The organism is Rhodococcus parequi, assembly GCF_046042785.1.
GTDB lineage: Bacteria > Actinomycetota > Actinomycetes > Mycobacteriales > Mycobacteriaceae > Prescottella > Prescottella parequi.
In genome coordinates, this window is sequence record NZ_JBDLNV010000004.1 from 226373 (window position 1) to 251140 (window position 24768).

General features: G+C 68.0%; 21 protein-coding genes, 5 tRNA genes and 1 pseudogene. 11 read left to right on the forward strand and 16 right to left on the reverse strand.

What is annotated here, in order from left to right:
- The first annotated feature begins 284 nt into the window (after window positions 1-284).
- The gene (locus ABEU20_RS12795; protein WP_420164797.1) at window positions 285-1178 is read left to right on the forward strand and encodes a pseudouridine synthase; all 894 of its coding nucleotides are present in this window, start codon (window positions 285-287) and stop codon (window positions 1176-1178) included.
- A 111-nt stretch (window positions 1179-1289) separates the two neighbouring features.
- Window positions 1290-2066 carry an SDR family NAD(P)-dependent oxidoreductase gene (locus ABEU20_RS12800; protein ID WP_420164798.1) on the forward strand — a complete coding sequence of 259 codons (777 nt, stop codon included), beginning with the start codon at window positions 1290-1292 and terminating at the stop codon, window positions 2064-2066.
- Between the two features lie 22 nt (window positions 2067-2088).
- Here ABEU20_RS12800 and ABEU20_RS12805 read toward each other — a convergent pair whose 3' ends face one another.
- From ABEU20_RS12805 to ABEU20_RS12820, 4 genes are all read right to left on the reverse strand, one after another.
- Complete coding sequence (locus tag ABEU20_RS12805) at window positions 2089-2655, reverse strand: TetR/AcrR family transcriptional regulator (RefSeq protein WP_420164799.1); 567 nt, start codon at window positions 2653-2655, stop codon at window positions 2089-2091.
- A gap of 11 nt (window positions 2656-2666) precedes the next feature.
- Window positions 2667-4289, reverse strand: a complete 1623-nt coding sequence (locus tag ABEU20_RS12810) for an FAD-binding protein (RefSeq protein WP_420164800.1) — start codon at window positions 4287-4289, stop codon at window positions 2667-2669.
- 35 nt (window positions 4290-4324) lie between these two features.
- A complete protein-coding gene (gene hsaA / locus ABEU20_RS12815) occupies window positions 4325-5500 on the reverse strand; it encodes a 3-hydroxy-9,10-secoandrosta-1,3,5(10)-triene-9,17-dione monooxygenase oxygenase subunit (protein WP_420164801.1) in 1176 nt (391 codons plus the stop codon).
- Window positions 5501-5700: 200 nt separating this feature from the next.
- Window positions 5701-6303, reverse strand: a complete 603-nt coding sequence (locus ABEU20_RS12820; RefSeq protein ID WP_420164802.1) for a TetR family transcriptional regulator — start codon at window positions 6301-6303, stop codon at window positions 5701-5703.
- Window positions 6304-6538: 235 nt separating this feature from the next.
- Between ABEU20_RS12820 and ABEU20_RS12825 the strand changes: the two genes are divergently transcribed.
- Window positions 6539-7297 (forward strand): IclR family transcriptional regulator, encoded by a 759-nt coding sequence (locus ABEU20_RS12825; protein ID WP_420164803.1) that lies wholly within the window; start codon window positions 6539-6541, stop codon window positions 7295-7297.
- A 112-nt stretch (window positions 7298-7409) separates the two neighbouring features.
- Here the strand turns inward: ABEU20_RS12825 and ABEU20_RS12830 are convergent.
- The 12 genes and pseudogenes from ABEU20_RS12830 to ABEU20_RS12885 all read right to left on the reverse strand — a co-directional run.
- A tRNA-Asp gene (locus ABEU20_RS12830) sits at window positions 7410-7483 on the reverse strand.
- 57 nt (window positions 7484-7540) lie between these two features.
- A tRNA-Phe gene (locus ABEU20_RS12835) sits at window positions 7541-7617 on the reverse strand.
- A gap of 54 nt (window positions 7618-7671) precedes the next feature.
- A tRNA-Asp gene (locus ABEU20_RS12840) sits at window positions 7672-7745 on the reverse strand.
- 49 nt (window positions 7746-7794) lie between these two features.
- Window positions 7795-7867, reverse strand: a tRNA-Glu gene (locus tag ABEU20_RS12845).
- Window positions 7868-7984: 117 nt separating this feature from the next.
- Window positions 7985-8641: a TetR family transcriptional regulator gene (locus ABEU20_RS12850; protein ID WP_420164804.1), complete on the reverse strand. Its 657-nt coding sequence runs from the start codon at window positions 8639-8641 to the stop codon at window positions 7985-7987.
- 206 nt (window positions 8642-8847) lie between these two features.
- Window positions 8848-9900 (reverse strand): magnesium transporter CorA family protein, encoded by a 1053-nt coding sequence (locus tag ABEU20_RS12855; RefSeq protein WP_420164805.1) that lies wholly within the window; start codon window positions 9898-9900, stop codon window positions 8848-8850.
- A 415-nt stretch (window positions 9901-10315) separates the two neighbouring features.
- Entirely contained in the window at window positions 10316-10456 is a 141-nt protein-coding gene (locus tag ABEU20_RS12860) for a hypothetical protein (protein ID WP_420164806.1), read from the reverse strand.
- Window positions 10457-10789: 333 nt separating this feature from the next.
- Window positions 10790-10862 (reverse strand) — tRNA-Lys (locus ABEU20_RS12865).
- 383 nt (window positions 10863-11245) lie between these two features.
- Window positions 11246-11974, reverse strand: coding sequence for an oxygen-binding di-iron domain-containing protein (locus ABEU20_RS12870; RefSeq protein WP_420164807.1), 729 nt, complete (start codon window positions 11972-11974; stop codon window positions 11246-11248).
- A gap of 89 nt (window positions 11975-12063) precedes the next feature.
- Window positions 12064-12645, reverse strand: a complete 582-nt coding sequence (locus ABEU20_RS12875) for a hypothetical protein (protein ID WP_420164808.1) — start codon at window positions 12643-12645, stop codon at window positions 12064-12066.
- Window positions 12642-13034, reverse strand: a complete 393-nt coding sequence (locus ABEU20_RS12880; protein WP_420164809.1) for an MmcQ/YjbR family DNA-binding protein — start codon at window positions 13032-13034, stop codon at window positions 12642-12644. Before ABEU20_RS12880 ends, ABEU20_RS12875 begins: the two co-directional genes overlap by 4 nt.
- Before the next feature lie 638 nt (window positions 13035-13672).
- Window positions 13673-14908 (reverse strand): annotated as a pseudogene (locus tag ABEU20_RS12885) (MFS transporter); the annotation flags it as partial.
- Between the two features lie 96 nt (window positions 14909-15004).
- Here ABEU20_RS12885 and ABEU20_RS12890 point away from each other — a divergent pair.
- From ABEU20_RS12890 to ABEU20_RS12925, 8 genes are all read left to right on the forward strand, one after another.
- Window positions 15005-15922: a LysR family transcriptional regulator gene (locus tag ABEU20_RS12890; protein WP_420164810.1), complete on the forward strand. Its 918-nt coding sequence runs from the start codon at window positions 15005-15007 to the stop codon at window positions 15920-15922.
- A gap of 205 nt (window positions 15923-16127) precedes the next feature.
- The gene (locus tag ABEU20_RS12895; RefSeq protein WP_420164811.1) at window positions 16128-17081 is read left to right on the forward strand and encodes an acyl-ACP desaturase; all 954 of its coding nucleotides are present in this window, start codon (window positions 16128-16130) and stop codon (window positions 17079-17081) included.
- A gap of 97 nt (window positions 17082-17178) precedes the next feature.
- Window positions 17179-18321, forward strand: coding sequence for a tRNA dihydrouridine synthase DusB (dusB, locus tag ABEU20_RS12900; RefSeq protein ID WP_420164812.1), 1143 nt, complete (start codon window positions 17179-17181; stop codon window positions 18319-18321).
- Between the two features lie 158 nt (window positions 18322-18479).
- A complete protein-coding gene (locus ABEU20_RS12905) occupies window positions 18480-19340 on the forward strand; it encodes a DUF5996 family protein (RefSeq protein ID WP_420165125.1) in 861 nt (286 codons plus the stop codon).
- 128 nt (window positions 19341-19468) lie between these two features.
- Window positions 19469-21442: an LCP family protein gene (locus ABEU20_RS12910; RefSeq protein WP_420164813.1), complete on the forward strand. Its 1974-nt coding sequence runs from the start codon at window positions 19469-19471 to the stop codon at window positions 21440-21442.
- 82 nt (window positions 21443-21524) lie between these two features.
- Complete coding sequence (gene phoU / locus ABEU20_RS12915) at window positions 21525-22214, forward strand: phosphate signaling complex protein PhoU (RefSeq protein WP_420164814.1); 690 nt, start codon at window positions 21525-21527, stop codon at window positions 22212-22214.
- Window positions 22215-22287: 73 nt separating this feature from the next.
- The gene (locus ABEU20_RS12920; protein WP_420164815.1) at window positions 22288-23274 is read left to right on the forward strand and encodes an endonuclease/exonuclease/phosphatase family protein; all 987 of its coding nucleotides are present in this window, start codon (window positions 22288-22290) and stop codon (window positions 23272-23274) included.
- Window positions 23275-23554: 280 nt separating this feature from the next.
- Window positions 23555-24685 carry an NDMA-dependent alcohol dehydrogenase gene (locus ABEU20_RS12925; RefSeq protein WP_420164816.1) on the forward strand — a complete coding sequence of 377 codons (1131 nt, stop codon included), beginning with the start codon at window positions 23555-23557 and terminating at the stop codon, window positions 24683-24685.
- The last annotated feature ends 83 nt before the right edge of the window (window positions 24686-24768 follow it).

Here is a 24768-nt window from a genome sequence, read left to right on the forward strand (position 1 = left end):
GGCGCTCGGGAGGGGCAACGCGCGCGCCTCGCGCGCCTCCGGGGGCCGGGCCCCTCGCAGACGCACCGCGGGCGGGCGCTCAGCCACGAAACGGACCGCGCGCGTTGTTGACGAATTGCCTCGATCGTGCCGTCCTGACGGACGTGCGAGAGAAGAAGGCAGCGCCACCACCCACCCCTCGAGAGTGGCGGACGCCGCAACTTACCGAAGGGTAAGGTAAGAATGTGTGCACGTCAACGCCCTGCGCACGACCAGTCGCGAGTTCGGGCCGGTACCGTCGACACGTGCCCGCCGCTCCCCTACCCGTCCGCGACGGACTGAACCCCACCCGGCTGCGCCTGCCCGACGACGGCCCGTGGCCCACGGCGCTCGCCTACCTCTCGGCGCGCTTCCCGTCCGACGCGGCGAGACTGCGCGAGAAGGTGCGCGCCGGTGAAGTGGTCGACGAGCACGGCGTCGCGATCGACGAGGCCACCGAGTACGCGCCGCGCGCGTTCCTCTATCTCTACCGCGATCCGCCGGCCGAGAAGCGTGTGCCGTTCGAGATCGACATCCTGCACCGGGACGAAAACCTCCTCGTGGTCGACAAACCCCACTTCCTCGCGAGCACGCCGCGCGGCGCGTATGTCGTCGAATCCGCCCTGGTCCGCCTGCGCCGCGATCTCGATCTGCCCGAACTGACGCCGGCGCATCGCCTGGACCGGATCACCGCAGGTGTCCTGCTGTTCACGGTGCGCCGAGAGGCCCGCCGGGCCTACCAGTCGCTGTTCGACGAGCGACGCGCGACCAAGGTGTACGAGGCACTGGCCCGGCACGACGAGACGGTGCGACTTCCCGTCACGGTGCGAAGTCGAATCATTAAGGAACGCGGGGTGTTACAGGCGCGTGAGGTGGCCGGTGAACCGAACGCGGAAAGCCGCATCGAACTGATCGACGCGCACGCCGGCGTCGGCCGGTACCGACTGCTGCCCCGCACCGGCAAGACGCACCAATTGCGTCTGCACATGAGCTCGCTGGGCATCCCGATCATCGGCGACAACTTCTACCCGCGGTTCTACGACGTCGCGGGTGACGACTACAGCGAACCGCTTCGGCTACTGGCCCGCAGGCTCGAGTTCGACGATCCCTACACCGGAGCACGTCGCCGCTTCGAGAGCCGCCGGACGCTCGCGGTCTGAGCCCGCAGCAGGTTTTTCCCGCTGCGTGGGTTCAATCGACCCGTCGAGAACCAAGCAAGTGCTAGGTTGCCTGACATCTCGCACGGAACGACGCAAGCAGGGAGCACACCAGTGAGCACAACATCCTCGAGTTCGACCACCGCCACCGCCCTCGTCACCGGCGGCACCGGCGGGATCGGTGCCGCGATCGTCCGGCAACTGGCCGCCGAGGGACGCAACGTCGTCCTCACCTACCGGTCCAACGCCGACGCCGCAGCGAAGTTGGTGGCCGAGGCCGAGGAACTCGGCGTACGTGCCGCGGCGCACTCGGTCGACCTGACCGACGCCGGGAAGCTCGCCGACCTGGTCGGCACGATCACCGCGGACTTCGGTGACCTGTCGATCCTCGTCCACGCGGCCGGCCCCCACGTGCCGATGGTGCACCTGTCGAAGGTCGAGCCGTCCACGTACGCGGCGCATCTCACCGACGAGGCCACCGCGTTCTTCACCGTCGTGCAGTCCTGTCTGCCGGCGCTCCGCGAGGCGTCGGGCTCGGTGGTCGCGGTGACCACGGCGGCCACCGACCGCTACCCCGTCCGGGACGGCCTGTCGTCGGGCACCAAGGGCGCCGTCGAAGCCCTCGTGCGCGGATTCGCCGCCGAGGAGGGGCGCTTCGGGGTCCGTTTCAACGCGGTCGGCCCGGGCATGCTCACCGACGGCATGGCCGAACGCCTGATCAGTTCCCATAACCTCGACCAGCGGGCTCTCGACGTCGCGATGAGCCGGATCCCGCTGCAGAAGTTCGGCACGGCGATCGACATCGCCGAAGCCGTCTGCTTCCTCGCGAGCGACAAGGCCGGTTTCGTGACCGGCCAGAAGCTCAACGTCGACGGCGGCTACACCGTCTGAGCCGCGCCACGTCGGCTCGGGATCACGGCAGCAGCATCCGCGCCGAGATCTCGAGCCGATCGGCGATGTGCCCGTACGAGTCGTAGCCCATCCCCGCCCGCAGCAACGCGCCCGCGTACAGCATCTCGAGTGCCTCGAGGAGATCGTCGTCGGGTTCGTCGCCCATCGCGTCGAGCAGACGCTTGCGGATCTCGAGTCCGATACGCGCCCGCAGGTGCACGACGTCGGGGTCGCGGCCGAGCAGTGCGGTCGTGACAGCCGCCGCCAGTTCGGGCTCGTCCGAGACCAGCAGCGCGACGCTACGCAGAACGTCGACCACGCGGGTACTCCGGTCGCCGGAGACCACGTCGTCGGTCGGCATGGCCGACAGTCGGCGCCAGAACACCTCCGCGACCAGGTGTTCCTTCGACGAGAAGTAGGTGTAGGCGGTCGCGGGCGCGACCCCCGCCCGCGCCGCGACCAAACGAACGGTCAATCCGGCGAACCCGTTCTCGCGTAACACCTCCACGGCGCAGCGAGTCAGCCGAGACACCGTCTCGGCCTGCTTGGTCGTCAGCCGACGACGGGTCGATTCGAAATCGCCAGACACATGTCCGGAGGCTACGCGAGCGACGAACCCCGTGCCACGACGGCCCCCGCCCTACGGCCCGAGTACACGCAGTCGGCGATCGACAGACCGCTGACGTAGGACTCCGAGCACACTCCGACCGCGGTGCGCCCGGCCGCGTACAGACCCGGGATCGGGGTGCCGTCCGCCCCGGTCACCGCCCCGCTCCGCTCGTCCACCGTCAGACCGCCGAGTGTGAGCACCGGACACGGGAATCCGGCCTGTACCCGGATCGAGCAGTCGAACGCGTAGAAGGGTCCGTCGACGAGTGGCGTGACGTGGGCGGGATCCTTGCCCATCGCGTCGGGCGCCCCGGCCCGGCGGTCCGCGTTGTACCGCTCGAGCGTCCGCGCCAGGCCGGCCGGATCGATGCCGGTACGGCGCGCGAGCTCCTCCGCCGTCGCGCCCTTCTTGTGTCCGACGGTGTAGAGGTACGTCGTCTGCAGGCGCTGGAACCACAGTGTCTGTTCGGGCACCTGGCGCTTGGCGTCGGCCAGGACGCGGGAATCGACGACCAGGTAGGCGGAGACGTCCGTCTGATCGGCGATGTGCTCGCCGATCTTCGCGCCGTAGAACAGTTCGTTGCAGATGCGCTCGCCCTCCTTGTTGACGAGCACCCCCTCGGTCATCGCGATCGGCGGATTGAAGAAGCGCCACGCCGAGACGCGCTCCATGCGGTCGGTGGCGCCGCCGGCCGACTGCCCCAGCCGGATGCCGCTGCCGTCGTCGCCGATCGTGCCCAGACCGGTCCCGCCGAGGTAGCGCGGAGCGTGCTCGCCGAGCATCTCCCGGTTGAAAACGAAGCCACCGGCCGCGAGGATCACGCCGTTGCGCGCGCGGTACCGGCGCACCACCGAATGCCTGTCCTCGATCCGACGGATCGGCGCGTCCATGAGGCGGCCGACCGGACGGTAGTAGAGGTTCCACTTGCGGTTCAGCGACCCGAGCACGCGGTGCAGGACGCGGCGCCCGCGGGCCCGCGGATCCACCTCACGGCACTCGACACCGATCACGGTCCCCGCGTCGTCGGTGATCAACGACGTCACGGTGGTCTGACAGCGCACATCGATGCTGCGGCGCTTGCGGGCCGACTTCGCCATCGCCGAGAAGAACACCTTGCCCGAGGTTCCCTTGCCCTTGGTCCGGTGCCCACGCGGAGCGGGTGTCGCCGCGTCCTTGTAGGGCGGCGCCAGTTCGTTGCCCGAGTAGTACAGGTAGTACTCGTTGGTGGGGTACGACGTCTTCCGCGGCGCCATGCTGCCCTCGAACGGCACCCCCAGCCGCTCGAGCCACTGCAGGTTCTCGACACTGCGCTCACAGAAGTCCTCGAGCAGTTCGTCGGAGACCACGCCCGCCGTCTCGAGTTTCAGGTAGTCGAACATCGCCGACGGGGTGTCGTCGAAGCCGGCCTCCTTCTGCTGCGCGGTACCACCACCCGCGTAATAGATTCCGCCGCTGATCGCGGTCGCGCCGCCCCCCTGGAACCGCTCGACGACCAGCACGTCGGCACCGAGGTCGGCCGCCTCGATCGCGGCGCTGGCGCCGGCCGCGCCGAAGCCGACCACCACGACGTCCGCCTCGCCGTCCCACTGCTCGGGTCCACCGTACGACTGCATGTTTCGCCTCCTACCTGATTCGTGCCGCCCGGAGTTCACACCCACGCGTCGTGGATGTCCCGGCCGAGTTCGTTGCGCCCGAACAGCACCAGTGGCTGGTACGGGTCGTTGATCACGTGCGCCCGGCCCGCATGGGCGTCCCGCCAGAAACGCTGGATCGGGGTGTCGGTGCGCAGGCCACCCCCACCGGAATGGTCGAACAATCGGTCGATCGCCCCGACCGCCATGGCCGACGCACTCACCTGGTCGCGACGGGTCTTGACGCGCAACGACACCGGAATGCGGACGTCCGCGTGCGCGAAGTCCAGCATCTCGGAGAAGTTGCGCTCCAACTGCATCCAGGCCAGTTCGATGTCCCGCGCCGACTCGGCGAGCGCCGCCTGCATGAACTGGTCGTCGGCGAACCGCAACGGACTGACAGCGGCGGTTCGACCGGTCTGGTGCGCGGTGAACGCGGAGTACGCCCCGTCTGCCATGCCGATGATCGGCGCGGTGATCGTCGTCGAGAAGACCGCGGAGAACGGCAAGCGGTAGAGCGGCGCCGTGTTGACCGCCTGACCGGGTCCGGCGCACCGGACCGTGGACGTGAAGCTCAGCGTCCGGTAGTCGGGCACGAAGACGTCCTCGACCACGATGTCGTTGCTTCCGGTGCCCCGCAGTCCGACGGTGTGCCACACGTCGTCGATGCGATAGTCACGAGCCGGGATCAGGAAGGTACGGAAGTCGATGGGGTCGTCCGCGTCGTCGACGACGAGGCCGCCGACCAGCACCCAGTCGGCGTGCGCCGACCCGGAGGAGTAGCTCCACCGTCCCGAGAAGAAGAACCCGCCGTCGGACGGGACAGCCCGCCCCATCGGGGCATATGCCGACGACATCAGCGTGTCCCGGTTCTCCCCCCAGACGTCCTGCTGCGCCTGCAGGTCGAACAGTGCCAGCTGCCACGCGTGCACTCCGACGACCGACGCGACCCACCCGGTGGATCCGCACGCGCCGGCGAGCGAGCGCACCGCCGCGTAGTAGTCGCGGGGATCGGCCTCGAACCCACCGAAGGCGCGGGGTTGAAGCAGCCGGAAGAAGCCGATCCCGGTGAGCCTGGCGATGACGTCGGTGGAGATTTCTCGGTCCCTCTCGACCTGGCCCGCGCGGTCGCGCAACATCGGCAACAGGTCCCTGATGTCGTCGAATACGTCGACGACGTGCCGGTCACCCATCGAACCCCTATCCGAGCCGAGGGCACCCTCCACGGCCGCTTGCGAACCGACCGAATCCTCGGGCGATCACCTCCATCGCGCTGAGATTAGAACAGGGTCCAGAATTTGTCGACGATTCTCCGCAGATGTCGAGGCCAGAATCGGAAAACGCCGCGGATCGAAAACTGGAATCTGTTCCAGTTTGCGGGGGCGGCGCCCCGTCACGAGTAGTCGGCGAGCACGAGGCGAACCACGTCCTCGACGTTCCGGACCGCCTGCGCATGACTGATGCGGCCCGCCGTCCAGAACGACAACGCCGCGAGCATCGTTCCGTCGATCGCCAGGATCGCCACCCGCGAGACCTCGTCCGGAACGCCGTCCATCAGCGCGAGGGTCGCCGCGTGATTACCCTCGGCGCGGCGCTGCATCGACTGCCGGACGTAGGCATCCGACGACGCCGCCAATTCGAGGTCGAGGCGGGCGAAGTTCGGTCCCCTCTGGAATGCCCTCATCTGACGGCGGTACAGCGCCAGTACCCGCTCGCACACGCTGCGATCGTCGGACTCGCCGGCAGCCTCCGCCCGACGCCGTTCCGCCTCGAGCTTGCACGACAGCCTGTCGTTCCAGGTCTCCACGGAGGCCGCCATCAGGTGCTCCTTCGTGGGGAAATAGCGGTACAGCGTCCCCAGTGCCACGCCGGACCGCTCGGACACCTCACGCATCTGGATCCGATCGGGCTCCATCTCCTGCAGGAGTTCGATCACCGCCTCGGTGAGGGCCGCCCGGCGCCCACGCTGGCGCACCGTCATGTCCTCCGTCGACATCGGAGCGTCACAGTCACCTCGCACCGCGCCACGATAACGCAGGCATCGAACCATATTGAAACATCGTTCTCACTTATCGTGAAAGATGTACCATCGAAATATCTTTCGGAGACCCCACGTACTCACGGGTAGCACACCGCCGAGGTGGAAATCGGCCCGTTCGGCTTGTTGCGCGGCGCGGTGGTGGGTATAACGAATGGACCGGTAGGCGATCGCACCGGGGAGTGGAGGAGCCGTGACCGTCATCGACGACGAAGTGAGGACCGCGGTCGCGGACGTCCCCCCGACGATGGCCGAGCGAATCACCCTGATCCTCGACCAGTTCGACGGCGCCGGCACCCGACTCACCGCGGAGGACCTCGTCCAGCTCACGAGCATTCCCCGATCCACCACGCACCGCATCCTGGATCAGTTGACGCAGCTCAACTGGCTGCGACACAACCGCACCGGCTACCGCCTCGGATGGCGGGCGATCGCCCTGGGACGCAGCAACGAGCGCGACGAACTCCGCGCCGCCGCCGCCCCGCACCTGCACCGGTTGCACCTGCACACCCGCATGATCACGCACCTGTCGGTGCTCGACGGTCGCGACGTCGTCTGGCTGGACAAGATCGGTGGGCGTTGCGCCGACACCATCGCGACGCGGGTCGGCGGGCGCAATCGGGCCGACCTCACCAGCGAGGGCCGGGCGATGCTGTCCCTGCTCCCCCCGGAGCACGTCGACGTCCTGTACGGCGACGTCCTGTCCGCGGAGGCGCTCCGGGAGCTGCACGGACGAATCGGTGTCATCCGGACCCGCTACGGTCGCACGTGGGAAACCGACGCACAGGGCGTCTCGTCCGTGAGCGCAGCGCTGCTCACCGGCGAATCCGATCACGTTCAGCCCAGCTGCATCTCGCTGCGCGGGCGGGTGCACCACAATCGACTGCAGGGCACGATTCCGTTGCTCGCGGCAACAGTGCGCCGAGTGTCCGAGCGGATCGCGGAGGACTGACGGGAGGGGCGGCACCACCAAGCGCCCCGACGTTCCCCGGAAAGCACGACGGCCCTGGCACCGTAAGGTGACCAGGGCCTGGATCGCACTGCATCGCTGTGAATACAGAAAGCGACCCTGACGGGACTCGAACCCGCGACCTCCGCCGTGACAGGGCGGCGCGCTAACCAACTGCGCCACAGGGCCTTGCTGTGCTCCTTGCGGAGCGGTACTACATTTTCACCGAAATCCGAAGACTTCATGTGGTGGCCAGAGCCGGGATCGAACCGGCGACCTTCCGCTTTTCAGGCGGACGCTCGTACCAACTGAGCTACCTGGCCGTACGGCACCCGAACCGAATGCCTATCGCGCTCCATCGTTTCCGATGGAACAAGCGACCCTGACGGGACTCGAACCCGCGACCTCCGCCGTGACAGGGCGGCGCGCTAACCAACTGCGCCACAGGGCCTTGCTGTTACTGCTATTCAACTGTACTTCCCCACCAGGTGGGTGAAGCGTACCCCCTACGGGATTCGAACCCGCGCTACCGCCTTGAAAGGGCGGCGTCCTAGGCCGCTAGACGAAGGGGGCCCGCCGGATTGCTCCGACCAGTACCTCCAACGGCGTTCCGTTGGGAGCTTGGATAGCTTAGGGCACCGATTTCGCAATCCACAAATCGCCTGATCAAACCGCGCAAACGCCAGTTCGTCACGCCTCCGTCGACACCGGGGTCTCGGCCGGCCAGCCCTCGGCTCGCCACCTCGCCAACCACTCGTCCGACGCCATTCCCGCGAGGATCACCTCGAGCGACTCCTCGAACCGGGCACGCAGATCCACCTCGGTCGCCGTCAGATCCGACATGTAGCGCTGCCCGGCGAGGCTGGCCGCGAGAACGCGGGTGAACTTCTCGGTGTCGGCGCCCTCCCGAACCAGACCCTCACGCTGTGCGCGTGCGATCAGATCGCGGGCCGACGACCCCCATACCCGCGCGCCGCCGTTCTGCACGTCCGAGTAGAACTCCGGCTCGATGATCAACCGGAACTCGGCCCGCACGATGGGATCGGACAGGAACATCTGCGCCACCTGGTCGATGAGCCCGTGCAGGATCTCGAACGGATCGAGATCGGTGCGGGACATCCACTGCTCGGTGGTCTCCTTGAACTTGTCGAGCGCAGCGGCGAGAACCGCGCGCCCGAGTTCCTCCTTCGATTCGAAGTGGAAGTACATCGCGCCCTTGGTCGCGTTCGACCCTTCGAGGATCGCATTGACCGACGCTGCCGCGTATCCGCGCTTCCCGAACTCGACTGCAGCCGCTTCCACGATTGCAGCACGGGTTCGCCGCGCACGTTCCTGTTGACGTGCCATGCGCCACTCGCCTCCGAAAGCCGTAACGCTCGCCGGTCTGCCGACAAGCTGCCACCCGCCCGAAAACCAGACTAGTCCGCTTGTCGGTAGCCCCGAAACCGTCAACCCTGAACAGGAGGTTTGCGCCCTACGCCCGTAAACACACCAAGTGGTATCCTTTTTCCGGCTCGGGTGTGCCGCAGGGGGTGCGCACCCGAGCCGTCCCACTACAGCCATCCCCGCCGTTCGAAGCTCACCCACAGCCCGGTGGCCAAACCCACCAACAGCACCGCACTGAGCCAGAAACCCAGCGGCTCGGAGTAGCCGGGAAACGGGATGTTCTGGCCGAAGTATCCGGTCACCCCGGTAGGGATCGCGATGATCGCCGCCCACGCCGTGAGCTTCTTCATGATCTCGTTCAGCGCATTGCCCTGCATCGCCAGACTCGTCGACAGAATCGACTCGATCGTGTCGCGCAGCCCGTCGATCCGCTCCGTCGCCCGCAACGCGTGGTCGTAGACGTCCTGGTAGTACGGCACGATCTCGGCGGACGTCGCATGCACGCCGGCACGCAGCAATGCGCTCAACGCTTGGTTCATCGGCAACACGACCCGCGACATCGTCACCACGTCCTTGCGCAGAGTGAAGCTCTGCAACTGGATCGACCGGACGGGTTCGGAGCCCTCCAACAACTCGTCCTCGACTGCTTGGATCCGTTCGTCGACGTCGTCCAACGCGTCGAAGTAGCCGTCGACCAATTGATCGAGCAGCGTGTGGAGGAGGAATCCGACTCCGTGCTCACTGAGCGCCCCCAGGTCGTCCCACGCGTCGAGCAGGGGGTCCACCGGAAACCCGTCGTCGGAGCGGATCGTGATCAGCGCACGGGCGAGGATGAACGCGGCGACCCGCGTCGACCCCAGCGCGCCGGTCTCCGGATCGACATGGAGCGCGCGGGCATGCAACAGGCTGTGATCGCGATAGCGCACCAGCCGGGGCCGCTGACTCCCCGACGCGGCGTTCTCGAGCGCCAGCGGGTGCAGTTCCACCTCGCCACCGACCAGCGGCGCCAGCGCAACAAGATCCGTCAGTGTCGGCGCCGACAGGTCCACCCAGATCACCGTGTCCGGGTCGGCGCGGTGGACTGCAACCTCCGCCAGTGGGATGTCGGACGCGATCAGTACGCCGTCCCGATACACCCGGCTCCGGTGCTTGCAGTTCACCTGCGCATCTCGTGCCACTCCCGCGATCTCGCGGGCCACCCGGTCCGTCGTCTCGTCCACGCCCTCGATTTTCACCCACGTCCGGACCCGGCGCCGCGGCACGCCTGTCAAACGTTCTCCGAAATACCACTCACACGTTTGTTCAGCGACCCCTCGCTCCATTTCCACCGAGGAAACCTTCGCAACAATCGTCGAATAGTAAACGTTTACTCAACCCCCTTACTCGCGCCGGTGAACGGTTCCGGTTTCGAGAACGTGATCGGACACTCCTACCGCCCCCGCGGTCCACGCGCGCGCTTCCGTCCGCGCCCGTATTCTCTTTGCGCCGCAGAACGGTGAACAGGTGGGCACCACACACAAACGATCCGCGCGGACCCATTCGAGCAGGTTCGCACGGATCGTTTCCGCCACGGGCGGTTCAGCACGCCCCGATCCGGCCAGACTCCGGAATCGCGTTGTGCCGGAAGAGGGCCCCCTACACCGGCGGAGTCGCGGAGCTGCCACCGAAGGTGCTGCCGCTGATGTTGCTGCCACTGTTCGCAGATCCGAACGTCACGTCGGAGCTGAAGGCATTCCCGTTGAACAGGTTGAAGATCAGATCGAAGACGCTGCCCATTCGAGCCTCCTGAATTGGAATTCCGTGAATGATGACGACGTCACAGTAACAGCGGAACAGACCCCCCGTTGTGTTCTTCTATAACAGATCGATAAATGCACCATCCGCCCCGAAAGATGACAGGAATATACTGCTCTCACAATACCTACAAAATGGACCTTCTCACCATTGTGGATATAGGGCCGATTTCCCTGCGGCGCGCCGAGCCCGGAGCCCACAGCGACGAGCCGTACGCGGGGAGTCAGGGAGCAGGCCACGGGCAGAAATGCGTCAGCGGCCCGCTCCGACGATGGAGCGGGCCGCTGAACCGCGGCGGAATCAACCGCCTGCACGTGCCCCCAGTAGGGCTCGAACCTACGACCTGCGGATTAAAAGTCCGTAGCTCTACCAACTGAGCTATAGGGGCGTGCGGGCAGAGTCTAGTGGGATCGACCGGCCGGAGGAAACTGCGCCCCGACACGGCATCTCGCCCGTGGCATTCGAGCAGCCCAGCGACACTCGGTCGCCGGCGCGCGGTGAAGGAGAGTGCGCTCCACCGGCGCCGACGACCACCCTCCCCCGAGGATTCGACGAAGGCCCCTCGAGAGGGAAGAAATATGTGAACGCCCCGCCTCCAGACAGACGGGGCGTTCAGCGGACTGTCGACAGCACCCGTAGCCGACGGCCGGCCCCCGCACGAGGAGGCACCAACAGATCACCACACCGGACCGACCGGCGGAAGCCCTGACGGCGACAACGGGCGCAACGACCTACCGATCAGGGACCAAGGGCCCACTCCAGAGCCCGGTTTCAGCCGCGCAGGCGCTCGAGTTCGGCATCCAACCGCTCGTCGTAGGCGGTGGCGAGGTCACGCAGCGCCGTGGCGCAGGCGCCGCGGTACGCCGGACCGTGCATCAGTCCGAGCACGGCCGGTTCCAGATCCGCGAGCCCACGCAGCGTCGCCCCCAGAGCCGGGGTCAGCGCCGTCGCATGTCCGAGGTCCTCGGCCGCCAGTGCCGGCTCGACGACGTCGTGGTCGGTCTCGGCCACCGGCCTGCCGAACGCGGTGAAGAAGTCGCCGCACAGGAGCGTCGAGGTCGTCTCCTCGAACATCAGTCCGGCATCCCAGCCGTGCGGAACGTGGGGGGTCTCGATGCGGCGCACCCGCCGGCCGCCGACGTCGATGACCTCACCGTCGTCCAGCGGTCTCGGGGGACGGTCGGCGAGGTATCCGATCTGCACGAAACAGCCCATCGCCCCGTGCGCCACCTGCGCGCGCGGGGCGGCCGCGAGCCACCTGTTCATGGATCCGCTCTCGTCGGCCTCGACGTGCCCGAACGTGATCCAGCGCAACGACTCCAACGGCAACAGCTTCGAGGCGGCGACCGAGACGGACGGGAAGAGCATCGGCATCCCGGTGTGGAACAGCAGCGGCTCCTCGCCGAGGATCAGGAACTGGTTCATCGGCAGGTCCGCCTCGTCGACGAAGGTCGACAGGCGGAAGATGTCGGCGGCTATCTCGGTGACCTCGGTGTCCATGTCCGGCCTCGCAGGAGTTCGTCCCCCGGCTGACGCTCCTGTCCAGCCTTCGCCGACGACGCCCCCGACGCAAGGCCGGTACGGGCGGCTCACATCTCGGGGGCGGGCGATTCTCCCGGCGACTGCGGTTCACGCTGGTGGAGATCGCCGCGCAACTTCTCGAGCTCGTTCCCGCGCTTGCGATACCGGACGTCGAGAAACACTGCGACCGCGAACAGCAGGGCGCCGATGATCGCTCCCCACAGCGACGCGCCCCGGAAACCGGGGGCATCGACGTCGAAAGTCCGCTCCCCCGCATGGGCGGCGCTGCTGTTGCCGAGGACGACGGAGAGCGTCAACAGGTTCGGGATCGCGACGACGAAGCCGAGCACGAGCAGGGAGATCACCCAGACCCGCGCCCGTTTACGGTGACGCGACCGCCACGCGGAATAGAACAGCAGCAACGGAACGGCCGTGCAGACCACCCCGTACAGCAGGCCCCACATGATGCCGCGGGAGAAGCTGCCCGACGACAGCGATCCCACGCTCTGCGACCACCATCGGGGCAGGAACGCGGCGAGGATGAAGTAGAGGACGATGAGTGCCACCACGATCACGGCGGCCCAGATCGCCTTGCGCGCCCAGGGCGGGAGCCCGGACTTCGCGGGCGCTGTCGTGGAAGTGTCGCTCACGCTCGTCCTCCCGTCGTCGGCACGGCGTCCTCCGCGAGAACGACGCGCGCGAGGGTCTTCGGTGCGATCAGGGTGTAGGACGTGCGGACCCACTCCCGCAGTTGGTCCCACCGGTCGTCGCGGTCGGATTCCGGCACGGTGAGCGAAATCCAGCCGTGCCGGCCGAGCCCGTACCCGGCAGGCTGCGCACCCGGCTCGGTGGCGACCACGGCCGCGGCCTCCTCGTGGGGCAGTTTGAGGGACAGACTCGACGCGTCCGGATCACTGAACACGAAATTCTTGCCGCGCACGCGGAACGTGGGATGCCCACCCCACTCCTCGATGTCGACACGCACAGCCTCCGGCAGTTCATCGACGATCCGCTGCAGCCGAGTCATGTTCGCGACCATGGCGCGATTCTGTGCCTCCGCGCCTCGTGCCGCAAGGTTTTCGGCGAGACGATGTCGGCGAAGGGTGTTTCAATCTGCGGGTGACTCAGGTTGTAGCAGGCACGAACAACCGCACCCGCGGAATCACGGCCGTCATCGAGGGATTCTTCGCGATCCTGTGGTTCGGCTGGGGATCTGCGGACGCTCCGGGCTGGTTGAACGGCCCGCTGGTCGTCGGGCAAGCGGTCGCCGTACTGGTGGTGATCGCCGGCGTCGCCACCGCAATCCGGAGCACCGGGGAACCCACCCCCATGGCCGACCCACTCGTGCGGCGGCGCTACAACATCGTGGTGGCAGCCGAATTCGGGGTTCTGTTCGCCGGGTCGGCGCTGATGGGCGCCGCCGGGCTCGCGACGTGGATCCCGGTATGGGTGTGCGCCGGCGTCGGTGTGCACTTCCTACCGCTGGCCCGCCTGTTCGACGACCTGTGGCTCGTCCCGCTCGGCGTCGCGGTGACGGCGATCGCGGTCGTGGCGCTCGGTGTGGGGCTGGCAACCGACGTCGCGCCGAGCACCGTCACCGGAGTCGGCGCCGGGCTTCTCCTGGTCGCCGGCGCGATCGCGGCGCTCGCCGGGACCCGGACCGGTGGTAGGCGAAGGGACGCGCCGGCGCGACTGCCGGAACATCGCTGACGCCCCGATCAGCGCGATCGCGAGCAGGACCCCCACGAACCCGACGGTCGCCGTCCAACCACCGTGCGCGTAGGCGATCCCCGCGGCGGCGCCGGCGACGCTCGATCCCAGGTAGTAGGCGAAGAGATACATCGACGACGCCTCGGCCCGGTGCTCGGTCGCGAGCAGTCCCACCCAACCGCTGGCCACCGAGTGGGCGGCGAAGAAACCACCGGTGAAGAGCAGCATCCCGACCAGGACGAGCGGGAGCACGGCCCACAGCGTTATCGCCAGACCGACGGTCATCGCGAGCACCGCGGCGAGCAGCACCACCGCAGGACCGAAACGGTCTGCGGCCGCACCTGCCGCAGCCGACGTGTACGTCCCGGAGAGATACAGCAGGAATACCAGTCCGACGAGCGCCTCGGGCAGCGAGAACGGGGCGTCGAGCAGACGGAACCCGAGGAAGTTGTAGACGGAGACGAAGCCACCCATCAGCAGGAAGCCCAACGCGAACAACAGCACGAGGGCCGGATTGCGTAGGTGTCCGGCCAGATTCGACACCACGATTCTCGGGCTCACGGGTTGCGGGCGGAAGTGCCGGGACGGCGGGAGTCGGCGGGTCATCACGACGGCCAGCGCGAGCGCGAGGAGCGAGGCCGCTTCCATCGCCCAGCGCCACGACGCGACGTCGAGCACCCCGGACGGAACCAGCCGTCCGATCAGACCGCCGATCGTGGTGCCCGCGACGTAGCGGCCCATCGCCGCCCCGAGGTCGCGGGTGTGGATCTCCTCGGCGAGATAGGCCATCGCGACCGCGGGGATTCCGGCCAATGCGACGCCCTGCAGGGCGCGTCCGATCAGCAGTACCTCGACCGTCGGGCTGAACGGCAGCAGCACGCCGAGCACGCTCGACACGGCTGCCGACGTCACCATCACCCGGGTGCGTCCGAACCGTTCGGACAGCGCGCTCGCCGGGATGATCGCGAGAGCGACCATGCCGGTGGTGACCGACACCGCGAGTGCGGCGACGGCGGGCGGCACCGCGAACTCGTCGGTCAGCGCCGGCAGCAACGCCTGCGCCGAGTACATCGAGACGAAGGTGGTCAGCCCGGCCGCGAACAGCGCGACCGTGACGGCCCGGTACTCGGGGGTGCCCCGGGTCGGCCGCGCGTCGAGTCGGGTCCACTGCGGCGGCGTCTCGCTGCCGCGGGTGTTCTCCATGCGTTTTCCTCCGTGAACCATCCTGACGCCGTCGCTGAAACAAAGGAAATGCATCTATCAACAGTTGTTGATGCATCCTGTGCATAAGCTTGGGGGGTGGAATTGATCGAGGGCCTGCGCTGGTTCGTCGCGCTCGCCGAAACCGAGCAGGTGACGGCCGCGTCGGACATGCTGCGCATCTCCCAGCCGACGCTCTCGCGCCGCCTGGCCCGACTGGAGCGGGACATCGGCGCCGAACTGTTCGACCGGCACGGCCGCCGCCTCGAACTCAACGACCGGGGTCGGGTGCTGCTCGAGCACGCCCGCCGCGCAGCCACCGAACTGGCCGCGGCCCAGCGCGAGATCGCCGCGTTCGACAGCCCCGATCGGGGCACCGTCCGGCTGAGCTTTCTGCACTCGTTCGGCACCTGGCTCGTCCCGGACGTGCTGCGCGCCTACCGCGAAGCCCACCCTCGGGTGTCATTCACGCTGTACCAGGACGCCGCCCAGACGCTGGTGGATCGGGTCGTCGAGGGCCGCGACGATCTCGCCTTCGTCTCACCCCGGCCGCGCACGTCGCTGGTGCACTGGACGCCGGTGACGTACCAGCGGCTCGCGCTCGCGGTGCCGTCGGCGCACCCGCTGAACACCCGCACCGAGCTCGACCTGGCGGCCGCCGCGGACGAACAGTTCATCGGGATGCACGAGGACTACGGCATGCGCCGAATCTTCGACGAGCTGTGCGCCGAGGCCGGCATCGTGCCCGACGTGGTGTTCGAGTCGAGCGAACTCGCGACGATCGGCGGCCTGGTGTCGGCGTCGCTCGGCGTCGCCGTGATGCCGTGGCAGGAACCCCGCTCGTGGCCCGAGGGCGTGGTCCTGATCCCCCTGCGGGGCGCCGGTCGCGAGATCGGCATGATCCGGGCGCAGGGCCGTCGACTGCCGCCCGTCGCCGAGCGGTTCCTACGTTTCACAGCGGATTCACAGCGGGAGGAACCGCCGAAAACGGATCGCGGCCAGGTCACCGACGTGTAACGTTCGCCACACGGGGGGCGGTGCATTTCACAGCGGACGGCAAACGTGCGCGGAAACCGGCGTGGGGGCGCCCGGCAGACACCGATCGGTTTGTTCCGAGACCCCTCCCGCCGCCGAACCTACGGTACCGTAGGTTGTCAGCACGATCCTGAAGTACAGCGCCACAGGCATTCAGCGTCAACAACTTTCACGGAGGCAGATACCGATGTCGAGGGACCTCACTCAGCTCGAGCTGCTGCAGGAGCTGCAGCCGGTCGCCGAAGAGAACGTCGATCGGCATCTCTCCATGGCCAAGGATTGGCATCCGCACGATTACGTTCCGTGGGACGAGGGCCGCAACTTCGCCGCGATGGGCGGTGAGGACTGGGATCCCGAGCAGTCCCGCCTGGACGAGGTCGCGAAGGCCGCGATGATCACCAACCTGCTGACCGAGGACAACCTGCCCTCGTACCACCGGGAGATCGCGGAGAACTTCTCGCAGGACGGTGCGTGGGGTACGTGGGTCGGTCGCTGGACCGCCGAGGAGAACCGGCACGGCATCGTGATGCGGGACTACCTCGTGGTCACCCGCGGCGTCGACCCGGTGGAACTCGAGAACGCCCGCATGATCCACATGACCAACGGCTACGCGGCCCCCGGCGGCCCGCACTCGGGCCTCCTCACATCGGTCGCGTACGTCACCTTCCAGGAACTCGCGACCCGCGTCTCGCACCGCAACACCGGCAAGGCCTGCCAGGACCCGATCGCCGACAAGATGCTCCAGCGGATCGCCGCGGACGAGAACCTGCACATGATCTTCTACCGCAACATCTGCGGTGCCGGGATGGACCTGGCGCCGGACCAGACGCTGCGTGCCGTGACCGATGTGATCAAGAACTTCCAGATGCCCGGCGCGGGCATGCCGAACTTCCGGCGCAACGGTGTGCTGATGGCCAAGCACGGCATCTACGACCTGCGTCAGCACCTCGAAGAGGTCGTGATGCCGGTGCTGCGGAAGTGGAACGTCTTCGACCGCACCGACTTCAGTGCCCGCGGCGAGGACACCCGTGAGGAGCTCGCGGACTTCCTCGAGGGCCTCGAAAAGCAGGCCACCAAGTTCGAGGAGATGCGCGACCGCTCGCTCGCGCGGGACGCCGCGCGCGCCGAGAAGGCCTCCTGACAGGTCGCCACCTGCCCCGTTGCAGCTATCCTGTGCCCGGTACCCGATTCGGTGCCGGGCACAGTCTTTTCTCCCGAAGAATTATTCCGAGGTCTTCATGTCACCCCTTCGCATCGGTTCGCTCGAGCTGGGCAGCCCCGTCGTTCTCGCCCCCATGGCGGGCATCACGAACGTCGCCTTCCGCACGCTGTGCCGCGAACTCGAGCTCGAGCGTGCGGGCAGCACGTCGGGCCTGTACGTGTGCGAGATGGTGACGGCCCGCGCGCTCGTCGAACGCCACCCCGTGACGATGCACATGACCACGTTCGGCCCCACCGAGACGCCGCGGTCGCTGCAGCTGTACACGGTGGACCCGGAGATCACGTACGAGGCGGCGAAGATGATCGTCGACGAGAACCTCGCCGACCACATCGACATGAACTTCGGCTGCCCGGTCCCCAAGGTCACCCGCAAGGGCGGCGGATCGGCCCTGCCCTACAAGCGCCGGCTGTTCGGGCAGATCGTCGCGGCCGCGGTGAAGGCGACCGAGGGCACCGACATCCCCGTGACGGTGAAGATGCGTGTGGGCATCGACGCCGAACACCACACCCACCTCGATGCCGGACGGATCGCCGCCGCGGAGGGCGCCGCCGCCGTCGCACTGCACGGCCGGACCGCCGCCCAGCGCTACTCCGGCCAGGCCGACTGGTCCGAGATCGCACGCCTCAAGGAGCACGTCACCGACGTCCCGGTCCTCGGCAACGGCGACATCTTCGCCGCCGAGGATGCCGAGAAGATGATGTCCGAGACCGGCTGCGACGGCGTCGTCGTCGGACGCGGGTGCCTGGGCCGGCCGTGGCTGTTCGCAGAGCTCAGCGCCGCTCTCAACGGCACCGAGATGCCGGTCGCGCCGAACCTCGGCGAGGTCGCCGCGATCATGATGCGGCACGGGCGCCTGCTCGCCGATCACCACGGCGAGGACAAGGGCATGCGGGAGATGCGCAAGCACATCGCCTGGTACATGCGCGGCTTCCCGGCCGGTTCCGAACTGCGCAACGGCATGGCCCGGGTGTCGTCGCTGGCCGAGCTCGAGGGCTTCCTCGACCAGCTGGACCCGACGGTGCCGTTCCCCAAGGACGCCGAGGGCCCGCGCGGCCGTCAGGGTTCACCCGGCACCGTCGCCCTGCCCGACGGCTGGCTCGACGACCCGGAGGACACCCTCGTCCCGGCCGGCGCCGACGTCATGCATTCCGGCGGATAGCCCCGGCCCCTCGCACCCCGCGCCTACACTCCGAAGAAGCCTGCAGTTCCTCGAGGATTCTTCCGGAGGTAGACGTCGTGGCCGCTTCACCAGCAGATTCGGACCCCTGGCCCGCGCTGCGGGTCGACGACTGGCAACCCACCCGCGACACCCTGCACATGTGGACGCAGATCGTCGGCAAGGTGCGCCTGGCGCACACCCCGATGGTCAACCACTGGTGGCAGGTTCCGCTGTACGTGAGCGCGCGGGGGCTGACGACGTCGGCGATCCCGTACCGCACCCGCGTGTTCGAGATCGAGTTCGACCTGTCGGGCCATCAGTTGGCGATCCGCGACAGCAACGGCGCACATCGCGAACTCCCGCTCGAGCCGATGCCGGTCGCCGACTTCCACGCCCGCGTCCTGCGGATTCTCGACGAGCTCGGCATCGAGACACACATCCAGCCGACGCCCAACGAGGTGCCCGACGCCATCCCGTTCGCGGACGACACAGTCCACGACTCGTACGACCCCGCCGCCGCGAGCCTGTTCTGGAAGCAGCTCATCCAAGCCGATCGCGGGCTGCACACGTTCCGGTCGTACTTCATGGGCAAGGTCAGCCCGGTGCACTTCTTCTGGGGCTCGTTCGACATGGCGTGCACCCGGTTCTCCGGGCGGACCGCTCCCCCGCATCCGGGCGGCGCCCCCAACTGCGGCGACTGGGTGATGGTCGAGGGCTACTCGCGGGAGCTGTCGAGCTGCGGCTTCTGGCCGGGCGGCGGTGAGGAAGGCGCGTTCTACGCGTACGCGTATCCCGAGCCGGACGGCTTCGCGGAGTACTCCGTCGAGCCCGAGCAAGCGTTCTACAGCCCCGAGTTCCGACAGTTCCTGCTGCCGTACGAGAGCGTCCGCACCGCCGCGGACCCCGACGCCACGCTGCAGCGATTCCTGCAGACCACGTACGCCGCGGCCGCCGATCGGGGCGGGTGGGACCGCGCCGCACTCGAGTGCGATCCGCACCGCTGGGACAGCCACCACTGATCTTCCCGGCACCAGCGACTCCGAATATTCCCACCGCGCACTGATGCCCCGGAGGGCGACGATCAGTATCATTGCGACGTCGTCGAGCGACGGTATCTTTTTGGAGGCGGAGAGGTCAGGGCGAACAGGTGGGTGACGAGCACAATCCCGGTCACGCCGCGCCGGAAGGCCGGGCCCCCTGGGAACGCCCGATCGCCGACCCCGACTACCGCGAAGCGCACGGCCACCGCCGTCGCCACGACGGCGAGACCGGTCGCCGGGCACTGGACGACGAGCCCAGCGAGCAGCTGTCCGTCGCCGACCTGATGCAGAAGATGGGCCGCTCGGCGCCCGCCGGCTCGGGTGGCCGCCGGGCGCGGCCGGACGAGCCCGACGAGTCCCCAGAGATCGACGAGCCGGATGACGACACCCGTCTCGGGTTCGACGCCGAGCCCACCGAGGTCATCCCCGTCGTCACCGACGCCCCGAGCGCCGATGCCTGGCCCGAGCCGGACCCGGAGCCGCAGCCCGAGTCGGTCGCACCCAGCTGGGTCGAGGAGGCGGTGGCCACCGCGTCCCCGCAGGCGGTCGGCACACCCAACCGCAGCCGTCTCGCCGCGAACAAGAACCGCAAGCGGCGCAAGATGCTGGTGGTCGGACGGTCGATGGTCGCCTTCGTCGCCGTTATGGCGCTGCTCGCCACCGGAACCGTGTGGGGTTATCTCCGCTCCGCCGAGGGCCGCTTCTCACAGATCGCCGCACTCGACACCGATTCCGCGGACATCGTCGATCCCGGCGGTCAGATGGGCGACGAGAACTACCTGATCGTCGGCACCGACACGCGCGCCGGGGCGGCCGGTGCGGTCGGCGCCGGCACCGTCGAGGACGCCGAGGGCGCCCGCTCCGACACCGTGATGCTGGTCCACGTGCCCGCCGACCGCAGCCGCGTCGTCGCGGTGTCGTTCCCCCGCGACCTCGATGTCGAGCGACCGGTGTGCCAGGGCTGGGACAACGACACCGGTACCTACTCCGACGAGACGTACCCGGCCGCGGACGGCGACAAGCTCAACGCGACCTACGCGCTCGGCGGACCGAAGTGCCTCGTGAAGGTCATCCAGAAGATGTCCGGTCTGCAGATCAAACACTTCGTCGGCATGGACTTCGCGGGCTTCGAGAGCATGGTCGACACGGTCGGCGGCGTGAACGTCTGCGTCCCGCAGCCGCTGATCGACGGCGAGCTCGGCACGGTCCTGCCCACCGCCGGCAATCAGACCCTCGACGGCCGCAAGGCCCTCGACTACGTCCGTGCGCGCTACGTCGAGGCCGAGGGCACAGGCGACTACGGCCGGATCAAGCGTCAGCAGCTGTTCCTGTCGGCGCTGCTGCGCGAGGCGATGTCGAGCAAGGTGCTGTTCGATCCGGGCAAGCTCAACGGCTTCATCAACGCCTTCACCCGGGCGACGTTCGTCGAGGGTGTCGACACCCGGTCGCTGCTGACGCTCGGCCAGTCGCTGCGCAACGTCGATGCCGGAGCGGTCACCTTCATCACCGTCCCCACTGCCGGCACCAACGACTGGGGCAACGAGGTCCCGCGCCTCGACGACATCAAGGCGATCTTCCAGGCCATCATCGACGACCAGCCGCTGCCCGGTGAGGAGCGCACGACCGGCGACAAGAAGGACACCACGCCGGCGCCCGCGCCGGACGTCACCGAGCTCGCGACGACCCCCGAGGAACTGTCGCTGCAGATCTCGAACGGCTCCGGCGTCTCGGGCCTGGCCGCCGGCACGGCCGACCGGCTCGCCGCCTACGGGTTCGGCATCTACAGCGTCGGCAACTACAGCTCGACCAGCACGCAGACGATCGTGCGCTTCGCCCCCGGCCGCGAGGCGGAGGCCGCCACCGTCGCGTCGGCGATCCCGGGCGCCGTGCTCGAGTCCACCTCCGGCCTCGGCAGCATCGTCGAGGTGGTTCTCGGCACCGAGTTCGACGGCACCCTCACCGCACCCGCCGCGCCGGGCTCGCCCGTCGACTCCGGCCCCACACGCATCTACGTCGACGAGGACGCGGAACTCCCCGCCGACCTCGCCGTCACGAACGCCACCGACAACCCGTGCGCCTGAGCCCGGAACTGCTCCGGTCATTCACCCGCCGTTCACCCGACCGTGGTGACTTGGTTTCCGGCACGCCGTAGGCTGTGACCTCATGCGCGTCGCTTACAACGAACAGATGACCGAGCTCGCCGATACCCTCGGTGAGATGGCGGGCTTGGCCGGGGCGGCCATGGAGAAGGCAACCCAGGCACTCCTTCACGCCGACCTGGGGCTCGCCGAGCAGGTCATCGGCGAGCACGAGAAGATCACCGAGCTGAGCGTCATCGCCGAGGAGCGCGCGTTCGCTCTCCTCGCGCTGCAGGCCCCGGTGGCCGGCGATCTCCGGTCGGTGGTCAGCGGCATCCAGATCGTCTCCGACATCGACCGCATGGGCGCGCTCGCGCTGCACGTCGCCAAGATCACCCGCCGCCGGCACCCCAACCACGTCCTCCCCGAGGAGGTCAACGGATACTTCGCGGAGATGGGCAGGATCGCCGTAGCCCTCGGCGCGGGCGCCAAGGAGGTCCTCGAGACCCGCGATCCCGAGCGCGCTGCCAAGATGCACGAGGAGGACGACGCGATGGACGACCTCCATCGCCACCTGTTCAGCGTGCTCATGGACCGCGAGTGGAAGCACGGTGTCGCCGCCGCCGTCGACGTCACGCTCCTGGGCCGCTTCTACGAGCGCTTCGCCGACCACACTGTCGAGGTCGCGCGCCGCGTGATCTTCCTCGTCACCGGCAAGATGCCCGTCGAGCCCAGCAACGAGTCCGACGACCTCACCACCTACCCGGAGCTGTAGCGACCCGCTTCCGAAGCGCCCGTCGGGATTCCCGGCGGGCGCTTCGCGTCGAACGACAGGGCATGATCGACACGTGAGCCTGCCCCGACACCTCGAGAAAGCGACCGCAGTCGTCGGGGTGCTGTGCGCCGTGTACGGGGCGATCGGCCTGCTCGCGTCGACCATCCCGGTGGAGAACCGGTTCGTCGTCCTACTGGCCGGACGGACGCCGTCGCTGCTCCTGCTGACCCTGTTCGGCGCCGTCGTCGCCACCATAGGCCGACGTCGGCTCGCGTCCGCCGCGTGCCTCGTGGTCTGCGCGTTGGGCACCTGGCTGCTCGCTCCGCTGTACATCCCCGGGGCGGACGGCGTCTCCCCCGCCGCGGCCACCGGCCCCACCGTTCGCGTCATGCAGGCCAACGTCAAAGTGGGGCAGGCCGATCCGGAGGCACTGGTGCGGACGGTCCGCGACCGGGCCGTCGACATCCTGACCGTCCAGGAACTGACCGACGAGTCGATCGAGGCGCTGGAACGAGCGGGACTCGACGACGCGCTCCCCCACCGGTTCGTGGTGTCGTACGGGCCGGGCGGGCAGGGCGGCGGCGTCTACAGCCGCTTCCCGCTGTCGAACACCCACAACCTTCCGGACTTCTTCTCCGTGAATCTGACCGCCGACATCGATGTGGGACTGCCGGAACCTCTGGCGCTGTTGATGGTTCACCCCGCGCCCGCATACCTGTTCCCGGCGCAGCTGTGGGCGGCGGAACTGCGCGGCATCCACGACGAGATGCTCGCCTTCGCCGGTCGTGACAACGTGGTGGTCAGCGGAGACTTCAACGCCAGCTACACCCAGCCGCAGTACCGGGCGCTGCTCACCGATGGTTACGCCGACGCGGCGGACCAGGTCGGTGCAGGGCTGGTACCGACCATGCCGGCGGCGCGGTGGTACCCCGCGGTCACCGGCATCGACCGGGTGATCACGAAGGGCGCCGCAGCGACGGATCTCGAGCGTCTCGACATCGTCGGATCGGACCACCACGGACTGCTCGTCGACGTGCGACTGCGCACCGACGGTTCGTGACGCTGGGCTTCATCGTTCCCCAGATCCCCTCTGCACCAGAGAAATCAGAAGACCGAGCCGACGTGAAGCGGACGCCGTACGCACCCGAGCGCACGACGATTGCGTCCAGACATGTCTACCTCCGCGGGCGGCGCAGATTTCGTTGACACGCCGTCCAGCGAGTGCCATTGTGTGAGCATTCCGAGCCGAGCGCGTTCCACGACTCGACCACAGATCCATGTGCAGCACTCACTTCGAAGTCCGTCATCGCAACGTCGTCTCGTAGAGGGGAATCCGCAACATGAAGACCAAGGGCGCAATCCTGTGGGGTATCGACGAGCCGTGGTCGGTCGAGGAGATCGAACTCGGCGACCCACGCGAAGGCGAGGTCCAGGTGGAACTGGCCGCGTCGGGGCTGTGCCACTCGGACCATCACCTCGTCACCGGCGACATCGCACTGCCCAGCTTCCCGGCGCTCGGCGGACACGAGGGCGCCGGCGTGATCAGCAAGGTCGGCCCGGGCGTGAAGGGACTGGCCGAGGGCGATCACGTCGTGCTGTCGTTCATCCCCGCCTGCGGACAGTGCGCCCAGTGTTCCACCGGACACCAGAATCTCTGCGACCTCGGCATGTATCTGCTCACCGGCCAGGCGATCTCCGACGGCACCCACCGCGTGCAGGCACGCGGGAAGGACGTCATCCCCATGTGCCTGCTGGGCACCTTCGCGCCGTACGTGACGGTGAACCAGTACTCGGTGGTCAAGATCGAGCCGTACATCTCTCTGGAGGCGGCGGCCCTCGTCGGCTGCGGCGTCACGACCGGATGGGGCTCGGCCACCAACATCGCCGAGGTCCGCCCGGGGGAAACCGTGATCGTCGCCGGCGTCGGCGGCATCGGCATCAACGCGGTTCAGGCCGCCGCGGCGTCGGGTGCCGAGCGGATCATCGCGATCGATCCGGTCGAGTTCCACCGGGACCAGGCCAAGCGCTTCGGCGCCACCCACACGTTCGCCTCCATGGAGGAGGCCATCGAGCCGGTCATGGAGATCACGTGGGGCCGCATGGCCGACAAGGTCATGCTGGCAATGGGCGTGGTCCACGGCGAGGACATCGAACCCGCGATGATCCTCACCGCCAAGGGCGGCAGGTGCGTCGTCATCGGCCTCGCCTCGGTGACCGACATGGACACCCGGCTCAGCCTCTTCCAGCTGTCGATGCTGCAGAAGCAGCTGTGCGGCACGATCTTCGGCGGCTCCAACCCTCGCAAGGACATCCCGTCACTGCTGTCGATGTACCACTCCGGCAAGCTGAACCTCGACGATCTCATCACGAAGACCTACAACCTCGAGGAGATCAACGACGGCTACCAGGACATGCTGGAAGGCAGGAACATTCGTGGCGTGATCCGCTACACCGACGCCGACAGGAACTGACCCGACGGCAGTTTCCGGAGCGGCCTGACACGGACGAGGCCCGGTGCGCAGTTGTCGCACCGGGCCTCGTCGCGTCGGGAGCG

Coding starts and splice junctions, on each gene's coding strand:
- hsaA (WP_420164801.1), bottom strand. CDS start 5,500: ATGGGTGACCGGCACGTCGTCGACGTATTCGACGACATCAGGGACCTG.
- dusB (WP_420164812.1), top strand. CDS start 17,179: ATGTCACCCCTTCGCATCGGTTCGCTCGAGCTGGGCAGCCCCGTCGTT.
- ABEU20_RS12895 (WP_420164811.1), top strand. CDS start 16,128: ATGTCGAGGGACCTCACTCAGCTCGAGCTGCTGCAGGAGCTGCAGCCG.
- ABEU20_RS12880 (WP_420164809.1), bottom strand. CDS start 13,034: ATGGTCGCGAACATGACTCGGCTGCAGCGGATCGTCGATGAACTGCCG.
- ABEU20_RS12860 (WP_420164806.1), bottom strand. CDS start 10,456: ATGGGCAGCGTCTTCGATCTGATCTTCAACCTGTTCAACGGGAATGCC.
- ABEU20_RS12905 (WP_420165125.1), top strand. CDS start 18,480: ATGTGGACGCAGATCGTCGGCAAGGTGCGCCTGGCGCACACCCCGATG.
- ABEU20_RS12870 (WP_420164807.1), bottom strand. CDS start 11,974: ATGGACACCGAGGTCACCGAGATAGCCGCCGACATCTTCCGCCTGTCG.
- ABEU20_RS12820 (WP_420164802.1), bottom strand. CDS start 6,303: ATGTCGACGGAGGACATGACGGTGCGCCAGCGTGGGCGCCGGGCGGCC.
- ABEU20_RS12925 (WP_420164816.1), top strand. CDS start 23,555: ATGAAGACCAAGGGCGCAATCCTGTGGGGTATCGACGAGCCGTGGTCG.
- ABEU20_RS12850 (WP_420164804.1), bottom strand. CDS start 8,641: ATGGCACGTCAACAGGAACGTGCGCGGCGAACCCGTGCTGCAATCGTG.
- phoU (WP_420164814.1), top strand. CDS start 21,525: ATGCGCGTCGCTTACAACGAACAGATGACCGAGCTCGCCGATACCCTC.
- ABEU20_RS12810 (WP_420164800.1), bottom strand. CDS start 4,289: ATGCAGTCGTACGGTGGACCCGAGCAGTGGGACGGCGAGGCGGACGTC.